Here is a 13,145-nt window from a genome sequence, read left to right as displayed (position 1 = left end):
CCCGTATTACGGGTGACGCCTAATACGGGCTACAAACTGGTGCCATGCCACATTCAGGAGATCCTTCGCGCCAAAAGACGCGATCAGGACGACGTGGAACTGGAGTGGCACAGTCTAGTAGCCCGGTCTGCTTGCAGCCGGGATCGAAGTGGCACGATCCCGGCTGCAAGCAGACCGGCTACACTACTAATTTAATCCTGAACATAATCCTGAATCTTCGCCTAATAAAGGCTTTTTATCCTCAGATTTATCGGTGCTTCCCATAAAGAAGGTAGAAGCTAATGGCACGGATTTTTTATCCTCACACTCAATATTCGTGCAAAAAGTGCGGTATTCGTCTTCATCAAAGGATTTTAATTCATCCTTAGCTGGCTTGAATATCGCATTAATCATTGAGTTAGAGACTATAGCCAGTAAGAGTCCCGCCCCCATGACTGCGAGACCAACTCCCAATGGTACAAAGACCAGGCCGACAAATACCAGTGCAGGAACCAACGCATCAATGACGATGGAGCGAATCAAATGCATGGTTTGAAATACGATCATTTGTTTTTGGTATTCATTTTCAGCTTTTAGCTTTTTAATTTCCAGGAACAGGAATTTTTTCTCGTTATCGTCCAAATCAGGATTTTCCAATAACAATAATTTGAATTCCTCAATTTTCTTAAGATAATCTTCCTTGGCCTCTTTCTTGGTAACATGGGTTTTATGCAATTCGAGACCACCTCTTACCCCACTGTAAATAACAGTGAAGGCGAAGCAAAGTACGGCTCCGGCAATTCCTATAATCAGAGCTGCAGGCCCGGTGATCGGCAGGAAAGGCATCGCAAGTAAGGCAAAAGCAATCATTAAACCAACAGCATAACCTATGGCCGCTATTAAACCCGTTTGCTGATGATCCCAATCTCTTTTGCCTTGTTTCTGTGCTCGTGTTAAAGCATCCAGTTGCAAATGATATTCCTTGAGTTTTTTCGGATCTTGCCCATTTTTTATATCCTGTTCTTCTTTCTCTATCAGTTCCCTGACTATCGCTATTTCTTTCTCAAAATGAAGCATTTCCTTATTATGTTTGGTCTTTTGTTCTTCATAATCCCAGACCGCTAAAGTAATATCAAAGACAAGCAAACCTAAAGTCAGTGCATCACCCCATACTCCCAATGCCTTTCCGGTAAGCCAAAAATAACAGGCCAGGTTGCCGGTGGCCCATATGGAGTCATTGAGTAAAGTAAATTTCCTTTGATCCCATTGGGTCATGAATCGTTCATACCAGGGCGTTTTCTTCTCTTCGGCATCCATCCAGGGGCCACTGATCGTATGTTTGAGTAATAAAGATAAATTAAGGCCAAAGCGGAAATAGTACAAAATCCAGCTCAACGCCCCAGTGTAGGGATCGGGTTTTCGGATGTTTACTGTTGCATCCTGAAGGTTGAAGAAATCAGGCGGCAAAGCATCAAAAACCGTTTTTAACAGAGCCGAATCCCAGACCCAGTTCAGCCTTTTTTCATTAAACCAACCCATAGCTTCTTTAATGGTTTTGGTTTGACGGTTCATCATGCCAATGATTTGTTCAGCCAGCCACTGACCCAGGAAGAAGCCCAGGAATTTAGCCGGATAACCATCCGTCGCAAAACCGTATTCCGGAGCTGGTTCTTCATTTTTTTCTTCACATGATTTTTTATAATTCAGGACATCAATTAATTGTTGGCATTTCCTGATGCTGCTGTCATACGATCGTGCATTTTCAATCTTCTGATGCGTGAGCTCATATTTTTTTTGTGCTAATAAAAGCAGATACGTCACCTGCAGGTCACGTAAGAGCTCATCTTTTTTTTCCTGGCTCATATAATGAAGCATGACTTCATCAGTATTTTCCAAAATGCTCAGGTAAAAACTCAGCGGAATAAGGAAATCTCCCCCGTGAATTTTTTTATTGTATTCCAGTAGGTCGTCCACGGTTTTATTACGGCGCAAATCATCCAGCTTCTCGTTCGTCATTGTTTGCAGATACGATTGGAGTATTAAGCCAGCGGTTGCCATAATGTCACCTCATTCATTAAATGTTTATTTTGGTGATTACCTATTTAATAATACTATAAAAAAGTAAACGTGTTCTTTTTTATAACATAGCATTTATTTTAAAAACAAGCTGAATATTTATGTATTTACGGAATTGATACTAAAGTTTGCATATATCAAAGATTTGGAATCTTGACTTTCAGATTACATGATGGGAGTAGATATCATGCTGAACGCACTGCGCTATTCCGGAGCAACTTCTCCCCGAATCCACGTCGTCCTGAGCGCGTCTTTTTGCGCGAAGGATCTCCAAATACTGGTACTATGCCGCGCTCAGGACGACGTAGATCGGACTACGACAAAGAGGTGTAGAACCTTAACCTTGCTGCATGAAAACCTTGATTACGCTATCGCTGCATCAAGGCTACGCCTAAAAAAACGCTACACAACAGCTTCCGCTTCAACGCCTCTGCGAGAATAAATATCATCGTAACGTTTAATGTCATCCTCACCCAGATAAGAGCCGCTTTGCACTTCAATAACGTACAAAGGTTCTGTGCTCGAATTACCCAAACGGTGTAAGGTATTTTGTGGTATGTAAGTAGATTGGTTTGCTGATAAATGTATGGTTTGTCGGTCATTGACTACTTCAGCCTTGCCACTAACCACTACCCAGTGTTCTGCACGATGCTGGTGGGTTTGAAGTGACAGCTTGGCTCCAGGTTTTACCATAAGGCGCTTTACCTTAAAGGTAGGGCCTTCGGCTAAAATCTCATAATAACCCCAGGGTCTTGATACGCGTTGGTGGTCTTGGGTCAGTTGATGATGATCTTTTCGTAAAGAGTTGACTAATTCCTTGACCTGTTGAGAATACTGTTTGTCAGCAACCAAAACAGCATCTCTGGTCGCCACGATAATTTGATCCTTAATTCCTACTGTGGTAACCAATAAATCCTGGCTGTTGATCAGGCAATTCTGACTGTCCTGAGCAATAACCTTTCCCGTTATTGTATTGCCCTGGCTGTCTTGCTCATTGGCATCAGCTACGGCTGTCCAGCAGCCTAAATCACTCCATTGCATGGAAACAGGTATAACCACTGCCTTGTCTGTTTTTTCCATAATGGCGTAATCTATAGATTCATCCTGACATTGGGCAAACTGATCTGCATCAAGACGTAAAAAATCATGATGCTGCTGTGCATGCTTCAGTGCTTCATGACTGAAGTGATGAATATCAGGAGCAAATTGTTCCAACTCTTTAAGATACACTTCAGCGCGGCACACAAACATACCACTGTTCCAGAAATAATTATCTCTGGCTATAAATTCCTCTGCCGTTTTTAAATCCGGTTTTTCACGGAAACTTAAAACCTTTTGTACTTCAGAGGCTAATTCATTTCCTCCCTCAATATATCCATAGCCAGTTTTGGGACTATCCGGTTTGATACCAAAGGTAACTATAGCTTCATTATCCGCTGCAAATTGCGCTCCGATGTTCATGGCCCTTTCCCAGGCAAGATCATCTGCTATCCAATGATCCGAAGGCAATACCAGCATCACAGCGTCTTTACCTGCCAGACGGATCAGCTGATGGGCAGCACAGGCAATAGCAGGGGCTGTGTTGCGTGCACAAGGTTCCAGCAAATAGCTGGTTTTCCTGTTAAAGCTCTGTAGTTGTTCCTGACACAGAAAGTAATGGGCATCATTACTGACTATTAATGTATGATCGCTATTCAGGTTCATCGCCCTTTTGATGGTTTGTTGTAAAAGGGATAATTCGCCATTCAGAGTTAAAAATTGTTTGGGAAAATTCTGGCGCGATAGCGGCCATAAGCGTGTTCCGGAGCCACCGGCAAGAATTACTGGATAAAGATTAGTCGTCATCACATTCCACATTGTGGCATAATTGGCCTGCATTTTAACAATATTTTTTAAGAGCAGGCAATGCCTGGTACGCACTTCGGGTTTTTTTTGCCAGGTTACATAGGTTAATACAGGGTTTTATTATGATGAAAAAAGCAGTCGTTTTACTTTCTGGCGGCCTGGATTCCACTACATGTCTGGCTTTAGCCAAATCAGAGGGCTATGAGTGTTTTGCATTGAGCTTTTCGTACGGTCAGCGTCACGGAGCGGAATTACTGGCTGCTGCTCGCATTGCCCGGCATTTTGCGGTCAAAGAGCATAAAATAGTGAATCTGGATACTGGTTTGTTTGCAGGTTCAGCCTTAACCGATGATACGATCAGTGTACCCGATTTTCAGGAAAGCACGGAAATCCCGGTTACTTATGTGCCTGCTCGCAATACCATATTTTTATCCATGGCCCTGGGATTTGCAGAATCTATTGGTGCCCGGGATATATTTATAGGAGCAAGCTCAGTCGATTTTTCTCATTATCCTGATTGTCGCCCCGAATTTATTCAGGCTTTTCAGACATTAGCGAATCTGGCAACAAAAGCAGGTGTTGAAGGTGATTCCTTTGTAATTCATGCCCCTTTACAATATTTAAGTAAAGTACAGACTATAGAACTGGGTGTCACCTTAGGGGTAGATTACGGTTTAACCCTTTCCTGTTATCAGGCTAATGAAGCTGGTGAAGCCTGTGGGCAATGTGACAGTTGTACGTTTAGAAAGCGGGGCTTTGCCAAGGCGGGTATAGCCGATCCAACAAAATATCATAATTTTGATCATAAATAGTGCACTTTGTCGGTGCAAAATGGTACAATCTTCGTAATTTTTAATTGGGGATCGGTTATGTGGGATAAAATAAAAGATTGGTATCACCGAAATAAATCCTATTTGGTAACACTTCTTCTTGCATCTTTGGGTGTTGGATTGGGTACAGCCTGTATTTGTCTTGCCTTTCCGGCAGCGTTACCCGTTTTTGCCAGTATTAGCCTGTTGGGATTAATTCCCTTAGCTTTCCTGGACACAATTCCTTTTGCTCTTGCTGTACTGGCCTTAAGTGCCATTATGGTTGCTGTCAGTTTCGCAGCCGTTGCTGTAAGTATTGTAGTATTAAAACAGTTGGCCAGTATCAGTATCAATCTGTATGAACTGGTCAGTGGAGAGGGTGAAACAAGCGAAGTGCCTCTCGAAAGCAGTCATGATTATTTACGCAGACATTTACAGGTAGAATCTTCCAGCTTGCGCCGCCCTGATTCAGACAATGAATTCGACGAGATAAGCTCGGATGAGATGAGGCCAACACCCAATTTGCTCACTCCTGCCCCTACAAGCCCTGCAGATGATGGGCATGCAGAACCAGGAGTTAGCTCCCTTTCATTCAGTTAAACTTCGTAGCCCGTATTAGCGAAGCGTAATACGGGAAATTGCCACTTCGATCCTGTATTACGCTTCGCTAATCAAGAGTACAAAAGAGCATCATGCCAAGAAAACCGAGCCGCGACCGTAAGGAAGCGGAACAGTTCGCTGCACTCCATGGTTGATTATTCATTAGGTGTACATCCAAAATTTCCGCTCCCTCACGGTCGCGGCTCGGTTTTCTTTAGGTAATGAGAGCATAAGCAAACAGAAGACGTGCTCAGGACGACGGATTTTGGTGCCACATTAACACCCTTGGTGTCTCTTTATTTCCCAGTTGAAACAATTAACAATCATAAGCGCCTCGCTAATTATTTGATTTATAGCCATAAATTTGTCAATACAGATATTTTACTTTACATTATTGTAACAATATACTGAACACTTTTGATTCACACATCGCTATAGGATTGCTACAATCCGCCTGGATTTATAACCTAGGAGTAAGATATGAAATTCAGTGATGTTGTTACATGGATATTTTATTTACCAGCGAGGATTTTTTCTGGTATGACCAACCTGTTATTGGGTTCCACATCTGTTGACAAATACGGTGATGAAGAACACTCTCGTGGCCTTTTTGGTTTTGTTGTTGATGCAGTCAGATTTGTTACTAATTTACTTTTTGATGCAACCAAATACGTAGCCAGAGGCTTTGCCGGTCTTTTAGGTAAACAAATGTTACCTATTACCGTAGCGCTATGGACTGCTTTAGCTGTTGGGTTAACTGTTGCTTTCTGGCCTGCTGCTTTAGCTGCTATTGCTAACTTCACCATTGCTGGTGTTTCTATTGCTTCTTTAGTCGGTAGCAATGTTATTCTTCAGGCTCTTGCTACCACTGGTCTTGCTGCTCTTGTAACAGGTACAGCTACATTCATTGGTGCCACAGCTGTTAGTGTGTTCAATGCAGTGAAAAACTTCTTTTCTGGTAGTAAACCACCAGTTGATCCTAATGAGCCTGCTTTTGAAGGAGACGATCTTGATGCTACGTCTTCTGCCGCTGCTCTGGCCGCGTTAAGCACCCAAAGTGCTCCTGCAAAAACGTCCTCCAGTTCCAGCGAAGAAGATGCTGAGCCAGTTCACACTGTCAGCCTGCATCAGGACGAGCCAGTTGTTTTATCTGCATCAGAGGCTACTCCTGCTCCTGCTGCTGGACCAGCTCAATAATCCTGTTAATAATCCTGTTATTGAGACACACTTTAAACGCGGCTCAGGCCGCGTTTTTGTTTTCTTCTGTCCTATTCCTCCATCTTTAAGTATAAAGAGCAGCATTTCATTTCTCTTTGCGTTATAATTAGTCGTTTTTATCTTCGAGAGTATTCTTAATTTATGGCTACAGAACGTAAAATGCTGGTGACCAGCGCGCTTCCCTATGCTAACGGACATTTACACCTTGGGCATTTGGTTGAGCACATTCAAACGGATATTTGGGTACGTACCCATAAAATGCTTGGCATTCAGTGCATTAGCGTTTGCGGTGATGACGCGCACGGAACGCCTATCATGCTCAAAGCAGAACAGATGGGGATTACTCCTGAAGAGCTGACGGCACAAATTAAATCGAGCCATGAAAGTGATTTTAAAGGCTTTGCCATTGATTATGATTGTTACCATACCACTCACTCTCCAGAAAATCAGCTTCTTGCCTCCGCCATTTACGAGCAATTGCAGGCAGGCGGCGATATTATTAAAAAAACCATTCGTCAGGCTTATGACCCTGAAAAACAAATGTTTTTGCCTGACCGCTACGTTAAAGGCACTTGCCCTAAATGCGGCGCTTTAGAGCAATACGGCGATAATTGTGAGTCCTGTGGTGCTACTTATGCTCCAACCGAACTGATCGATGCTGTATCTGCAATTTCTGGAGCCAAGCCCATTGAAAAAGATTCAGAGCATTATTTTTTTGATTTGCCAAAATACGAAACCTTATTGAAAGAATGGACGGCTAATGGCCATTTGCAAACCGAAGTAGCCAACAAATTGGGCGAATGGTTTGAGGCAGGATTAAAGCAATGGGATATTTCTCGTGATGCACCTTATTTTGGTTTTCCCATTCCCGGTACTACCGATAAATATTTTTATGTCTGGCTTGATGCACCTATAGGTTATATGGCCAGTTTTAAAAAATATTGCAATGAGCAAGGTGTTTCTTTTGATGAATTTTGGAATAAAGATTCCAAAACAGAATTATATCATTTTGTCGGCAAGGACATCGTTTATTTCCACGCCCTGTTCTGGCCCGCAATGTTGGCTGCCAGTGGTCATAGAATGCCTACAGCTGTATTTACTCACGGTTTTTTAACTGTAGACGGCCAGAAAATGTCAAAATCGCGCGGTACCTTTCTTGAAGCGCGAACTTATCTTGACCATTTAAACCCGGAATATCTACGCTATTATTTTGCTGCCAAATTAAATGGCCGCGTAGATGATCTGGATTTGAATTTTGATGATTTCACCAACAGGGTTAATGCTGATCTGGTAGGTAAAGTAGTCAACATTGCCAGCCGTTGTGCCGGATTTATTAACAAACGTTTTGATAACCGCTTAAGCGATTCATTGTCTGATCCGCAATTGTACGCTGATTTGCTTGGTGCCCGTGCAGCCATTATCGAATCCTTTGTCAGCCGTGATTATGCCCGTGCTATCCGACAAATTATGGAGTGTGCTGATAAAGTCAACCAATACATCGATGCGAATAAGCCCTGGGTTCTAGCAAAGGATGCAGACAAGCTGCCGGAAGTTCATGCGATTTGTACCATGGGGATCAATCTGTTCCGCGTTTTAATGACTTACTTAAAACCGGTACTGCCTACAATGGCTAAGGCTGCAGAGCAGTTTTTAAATTGCGACTCTTTGACCTGGAATGCTATTGATACTCCATTATTAAACCACCGGATTAACGATTTTCAACCTTTAATGGTTCGCGTTGAAAAAGAAAAAATTGAAGCGATGTTCGCCCAAACCAAGGAATCTTTGATGACAGCAACTGCAGTTAAAAGTGAAGCAAAGAATGATGAAAACATCATTAGTATTGAAGATTTTGCTAAAGTTGATTTGCGTATTGCCAAAATAGTAGCTGCGGAACCTGTTGAGGGTGCCGATAAACTGTTACGCCTGACTTTGGATTTGGGTGAAACGCAAAAGCAGGTTTTTGCTGGAATCAAGAGTGCTTATGAGCCTCAGGAGCTGGTTGGTCGCCTCACGGTTATGGTGGCAAATCTGGCACCGCGCACCATGCGCTTCGGGGTTTCTGAAGGTATGGTTCTGGCGGCTGGTGATGGTAAAGGAATCTATCTGTTACAACCTGATGCAGGAGCGCTCCCAGGCATGAAGGTAAAGTAATGGCTACTGTAAAAGAAATTGATGCCGTCTTGCCGCAAACGCAATGCGGCGAATGCAATTATGCTGGATGTTTGCCTTATGCGGAGGCTTTGGTTCAGGGTGTTGCCCCGATTAATAAATGCCCACCTGGCGGCGTTGCCACGGTGAAGGCACTGGCTGCCTTGTTGCATGTAGATGCTTCACCTTATCTGTCAGAAGCTTTAGAAAATACTCGAGAGCCTTCTGTGGCATTAATTCGTGAGGCTGAGTGTATAGGTTGCACCAAATGCATTAAAGCATGTCCAGTGGATGCTATCCTGGGTAGTGGCAAGTTAATGCATGCGGTAATAAGCCATGAATGTACTGGCTGTGGCTTATGCGTTGAACCTTGTCCTGTCGATTGTATTGAAATGGTTACTCTGCCAGAACCTCTATATCAAAAAGATACAGCGCGTGCACGGTTTATGGCAAAACAAGCCCGTCTGTTGCGTGAAGAACATGAAAAGCAGCAGATTTACCGTGAAAAACGCCAATTAACCCGTGACAGCGATGGCCACACAGAGGATGTTCAAGCCAAGCAGGATTACATCCAACAGGCATTGGCTCGAGTTAAAGCGAAACAGAATAAATGAACAAACAAAAGCGTCATGAAATTTTTTCCCGTTTTCGCCAACAAAATCCCCATCCCACAACGGAGCTGGTTTATAACTCTCCCTTTGAGTTATTGATTGCAGTAATACTTTCGGCTCAGGCAACCGATGTAAGTGTGAATAAAGCCACGGCGAAATTATATCCGGTAGCCAATACTCCTCAGGCTGTACTTGATTTGGGATTGGAAGGATTAAAAAATTATATTAAATCAATAGGTTTATATAACAGCAAAGCGCAAAATATTCTTAAAACCTGTGAATTGCTGTTAGAACGGTATCAAGGTGAGGTGCCCAATCAGCGGGAAGCCCTGGAAGCTTTGCCAGGAGTAGGGCGTAAAACAGCGAATGTAGTATTAAATACAGCTTTTGGCCAGCCGACCATGGCTGTGGACACTCATATATTCAGAGTAGCGAACCGTACGGGCATTGCCCCGGGAAAAACGCCTCTGGCAGTCGAGTTGGGATTATTAAAAAATATTGAGCCCGAATTTTTGCAGGATGCGCATCACTGGTTAATTCTGCATGGGCGTTATGTCTGCACCGCCCGCAATCCTAAATGCAGCACATGCCTCATTCGCGATCTCTGCGAGTATAAAGACAAAAATTTGCCGTAATTGTAGTGACTGTAGCCCGTATTAGCGAAGCGTAATACGGGATCGGAGTGCTTCTGTCCCCGTATTACGGCTATCGCCTAATACGGGCTACGCACTGTGCTATTCCGGAGCAACTTCTCCCCGAATCCGGGTAAATTCCTCTGCCCCCTCTATCTGCAAAAAGTCCAATTAAAACACTGGCATTTGTATTTTTTTACCCATAGAATGAAATTCCCGCTGTTGCAAGGAGTGCATTATGAGTTGGTGGTCATCAGTTGTAGATGGAGTGAGTTCTTTTGGTAGTGGCGTCAAGACTGGAGCCAAATGGCTTTGGAATAACGCATCCCTTTCCAGGATAACTGTAGGAGCTGTGACGTACACGGCAAATACAACCTTCCAGTTGTTAGAGCAAGGATTGGCTTTACGTAAAGCTGTTCCTACCTTGATTAATAATCCGGAAGCCCGCAAGGTGGTGAGTGGAATGGCATACATCGTCGTCAATGATGTATTACCCTTGCTCGCTTTGAATTATGCGAATAACACTGTTCAGGGTTATTTCCGTGAAGGGCATGAAGAAGATCCATGGCTTGCCCCTTATTCCGCTTTTTTATCGGCATTGACCCTGGTCAATTATGGAGTCAAGGCATATACCCTGCGTCAGGGAACTCAATCCTTTGTCCGCATCACTATTCTGGACGCTGTAGGGCCTGCCGCTTTTAATTCAAACAAAACCGAACTCCCGCACTCTTTGTGTTCAGAGCTTGATTGCAACTACAAGCGCAAATTAAAAGGTATGGGAAGAGAGCCTCTAATCCTGATGGCTAACGATGCTTTGACTTCTGCGATTAGTTATATTCCTTATGTGGGTATGCCCGCCTCGCAGGTATTAAGAGTCTATTTTAATGGTCGCTACATCACCAGACTGGCAACTCCAGAACGCTGCGAACGGCATAAGGCAATGATGCAGGAGTCTGTTTTAGCCCTAGGCTTGGGTTTTGAAGCGTCAACCATGCTTATGGATTATTTGCTGGAAGCAACGACTGGAATACCGCCATTTCTATATCACAGAACCATGCGCCATTTATTGCTTTTAATGCACGTCAATCTGGCAGCACACATGACAATTCCCCTGGTGGAGGATAAGGATGCAACTTTGCCTGCAGATCCCTTAAATATTTATGAACGGATTTGTCGCTTCATTGCCGATGTCATTTTTTCCGGTTTGGTGAAACGGGTACCTATTGATTTCAAACCGGAAAAAGGTGCTCCTCCATTAATCCCATTATCCCCTACGCTGCAATTGGGTACCCGATTGTTAAACAACGATTTGGAACGTGAAAATAAAAACATGCCTGGTTTGATTAAGAGGGTAATGAACGAAGCCAGTCAATGGGTTTTACCCCCTATATTTCAGGGTTCTGATGGCTTAATTAATGATCCCATAGTGAACATGTATTGGCCTAAAATAAGACAAGGTGGAATTTCGGCAGTTGAATTTGTTCAGTCAGTTGGAAAAACCAAGACTGCTGCGGCTTTGGCCTGGGCTCCTAAAAGCGTTGCTACCGCGTTAAACATTAAGTTCGGTATTCCCAAAAAACTGACCCGGATCGTTTTAATGCTGACTCAGGAAAAGGATTTTTGGGATTTTGCAGAAGCGATGAAACGTTGGTTTGAACGCCATAATATTAAATGTGACGTGGTGCTGGTAACAGATAACAATGCGCTGATTTTGCACGGTGAGAGACCTATTATTCCTTTGCCTGAGCAGGTTGACAATACACCTCATGTTGGTGTGGAAGAGGTCATTACCAAGAGGGCTGCATCAAATGATAACGCTATGATTTCTATCGCCCAATTACTTTCGGACAGAAGGTCGAAACCGGTGATTGAGGAACTGCCGGATGAGGATAGTGAGAGCTCTGCAGAGCAACTGATTACAAGGAGAAAGCCAAGCCCTGTGATTGTTTTGCCTTCTCACAGCGCAGAAAGTTTATTTACAACCCGCAGGCGTGGGGTAGCTGCAGTTAAAAAAGAACAGGTGATTGTCGAAGAGCTCGGCTTTGGAGGCGGCCCTGGTTAAGATGTGCAGGTTCTGTAGCCCGGCCTGCTTGCAGCCGGGATAGTGCCACTTCGATCCCGGCTGCAAGCAGACCGGGCTACACATCTAAAACAGTTTTTTACGCTTGAAATAATACAACATCAGAACCACCAGCAGAATCATACCCGTCAAAACTATCGGATAACCATAACGCCAATTGAGTTCAGGCATAAATTTAAAATTCATCCCATAAACCCCGGCAATGAAGGTTAAGGGAATAAAAATGCTGGCGAACAAAGTCAGAATTTTCATGGTTTCGCTCATGCGGTTATTGATGGTGGATAGATAAATATCCAGCATGCTGGCAGTCATTTCCCGGTGCAGATCAATAGACTCCACCAGACGCAGGCAATGATCATGTAAATCGCGGAAATAAAGGTTATAGCGATTATTGATAAGGCCACCATCATCGAGCAATAACAAATGGACAATATCACGTAATGGGGATATGGTTTTTCTTAAGGTCATAGTGCGTCTTTTGATCGAGTACAGTGATTGTAATTCAATACTTTCGGGTTTATTAATTAACTTATCTTCTATTTCTTCCAGTAAGTTAGCCGTGGTTTCAACGAAATTAAAATAATCATCAATGATATAATCCATGACCAGATAAGTCAGATAATCACTGCTGTGTTCACGAACCAGGGAATGCTCTGCGCTAAGCCGTTTATAAAGGGAGGATAGGTCATACTTATCAGACTCCCTGAATGTAATGAGTATATTATGTTTTATGATTAAACTAAATTGTTCCGAACTGTAGCTTAAACAATCAGAGGGTGATTCCAGCAGTTTAAAAACAATAAACAGATAATCATCAATGACATCCAGTTTGGGTCGTTGCCGCGTATTAAGCAAATCTTCAATAACCAGTGGATGAATCTTATATTCCAGGCATAATTTAGTGATTTTATCCGTATCTGCCAAACCATAAACATCAATCCATACATGCATGCCCTGACTTAAAGCCTCATTGATGGCTTTAAAATTAAGCTCTGTTAACACTTTATAATTTTTAGCGTCGTAAATATGGACATTAACTCGCGTAGGCTGTGGTGGATTTTCTCCCACATAGACCGCTGTCCCTGGTAATAAGCCTGCCTTTGATGAGGCTTGCTTTTTATGATGGTGCATCGCTCTCCCTTTA

At 43.2% G+C, this 13,145-nt stretch carries 10 protein-coding genes; 7 read left to right on the top strand and 3 right to left on the bottom strand.

Going from position 1 to position 13,145, the window contains the following annotated elements; all coding sequences use genetic code 11:
• Positions 1-186 precede the first annotated feature (186 nt).
• Together B094_RS0113455 and B094_RS0113450 are read right to left on the bottom strand one after the other, a co-directional pair.
• Entirely contained in the window at positions 187-2,037 is a 1,851-nt protein-coding gene (locus B094_RS0113455; RefSeq protein ID WP_018578337.1) for a hypothetical protein, read from the bottom strand.
• Between the two features lie 420 nt (positions 2,038-2,457).
• Positions 2,458-3,900: a mannose-1-phosphate guanylyltransferase/mannose-6-phosphate isomerase gene (locus B094_RS0113450; protein WP_026254031.1), complete on the bottom strand. Its 1,443-nt coding sequence runs from the start codon at positions 3,898-3,900 to the stop codon at positions 2,458-2,460.
• A 125-nt stretch (positions 3,901-4,025) separates the two neighbouring features.
• Here B094_RS0113450 and queC point away from each other — a divergent pair, with 125 nt between their 5' ends.
• The 7 genes from queC (at position 4,026) to B094_RS0113415 (ending at position 11,983) form a co-directional block, all read left to right on the top strand.
• On the top strand, positions 4,026-4,712 hold the full coding sequence (queC, locus tag B094_RS0113445; protein ID WP_026254030.1) for a 7-cyano-7-deazaguanine synthase QueC: 687 nt from the start codon (positions 4,026-4,028) through the stop codon (positions 4,710-4,712).
• 57 nt (positions 4,713-4,769) lie between these two features.
• Positions 4,770-5,309, top strand: coding sequence for a hypothetical protein (locus B094_RS16295; protein WP_018578334.1), 540 nt, complete (start codon positions 4,770-4,772; stop codon positions 5,307-5,309).
• 480 nt (positions 5,310-5,789) lie between these two features.
• Positions 5,790-6,506 carry a hypothetical protein gene (locus tag B094_RS16595; RefSeq protein ID WP_018578333.1) on the top strand — a complete coding sequence of 239 codons (717 nt, stop codon included), beginning with the start codon at positions 5,790-5,792 and terminating at the stop codon, positions 6,504-6,506.
• A 162-nt stretch (positions 6,507-6,668) separates the two neighbouring features.
• Entirely contained in the window at positions 6,669-8,681 is a 2,013-nt protein-coding gene (gene metG / locus B094_RS0113430) for a methionine--tRNA ligase (RefSeq protein ID WP_018578332.1), read from the top strand.
• Positions 8,681-9,292 carry an RnfABCDGE type electron transport complex subunit B gene (locus B094_RS0113425; protein WP_018578331.1) on the top strand — a complete coding sequence of 204 codons (612 nt, stop codon included), beginning with the start codon at positions 8,681-8,683 and terminating at the stop codon, positions 9,290-9,292. Before metG ends, B094_RS0113425 begins: the two co-directional genes overlap by 1 nt.
• A complete protein-coding gene (gene nth / locus B094_RS0113420; protein WP_018578330.1) occupies positions 9,289-9,924 on the top strand; it encodes an endonuclease III in 636 nt (211 codons plus the stop codon). Before B094_RS0113425 ends, nth begins: the two co-directional genes overlap by 4 nt.
• 235 nt (positions 9,925-10,159) lie before the next feature.
• Positions 10,160-11,983: a hypothetical protein gene (locus tag B094_RS0113415; protein ID WP_018578329.1), complete on the top strand. Its 1,824-nt coding sequence runs from the start codon at positions 10,160-10,162 to the stop codon at positions 11,981-11,983.
• 84 nt (positions 11,984-12,067) lie between these two features.
• Here the strand turns inward: B094_RS0113415 and corA are convergent, their stop codons facing one another.
• On the bottom strand, positions 12,068-13,132 hold the full coding sequence (gene corA, locus B094_RS0113410; protein WP_018578328.1) for a magnesium/cobalt transporter CorA: 1,065 nt from the start codon (positions 13,130-13,132) through the stop codon (positions 12,068-12,070).
• Between the last annotated feature and the right edge of the window lie 13 nt (positions 13,133-13,145).

The sequence above is a fragment of the Legionella shakespearei DSM 23087 genome, assembly GCF_000373765.1.
GTDB classification, from domain to species: Bacteria; Pseudomonadota; Gammaproteobacteria; order Legionellales; family Legionellaceae; genus Legionella; species Legionella shakespearei.
This window is presented reverse-complemented; position numbering and strand designations above follow the sequence as displayed.

Bases quoted from the DNA above. Each gene is read 5' to 3' on its own strand.
- B094_RS16595 (WP_018578333.1), top strand. From the start codon at position 5,790: ATGAAATTCAGTGATGTTGTTACATGGATATTTTATTTACCAGCGAGG.
- B094_RS0113425 (WP_018578331.1), top strand. From the start codon at position 8,681: ATGGCTACTGTAAAAGAAATTGATGCCGTCTTGCCGCAAACGCAATGC.
- corA (WP_018578328.1), bottom strand. From the start codon at position 13,132: ATGCACCATCATAAAAAGCAAGCCTCATCAAAGGCAGGCTTATTACCA.
- queC (WP_026254030.1), top strand. From the start codon at position 4,026: ATGAAAAAAGCAGTCGTTTTACTTTCTGGCGGCCTGGATTCCACTACA.
- B094_RS0113455 (WP_018578337.1), bottom strand. From the start codon at position 2,037: ATGGCAACCGCTGGCTTAATACTCCAATCGTATCTGCAAACAATGACG.
- B094_RS0113450 (WP_026254031.1), bottom strand. From the start codon at position 3,900: ATGACGACTAATCTTTATCCAGTAATTCTTGCCGGTGGCTCCGGAACA.
- metG (WP_018578332.1), top strand. From the start codon at position 6,669: ATGGCTACAGAACGTAAAATGCTGGTGACCAGCGCGCTTCCCTATGCT.
- nth (WP_018578330.1), top strand. From the start codon at position 9,289: ATGAACAAACAAAAGCGTCATGAAATTTTTTCCCGTTTTCGCCAACAA.
- B094_RS16295 (WP_018578334.1), top strand. From the start codon at position 4,770: ATGTGGGATAAAATAAAAGATTGGTATCACCGAAATAAATCCTATTTG.
- B094_RS0113415 (WP_018578329.1), top strand. From the start codon at position 10,160: ATGAGTTGGTGGTCATCAGTTGTAGATGGAGTGAGTTCTTTTGGTAGT.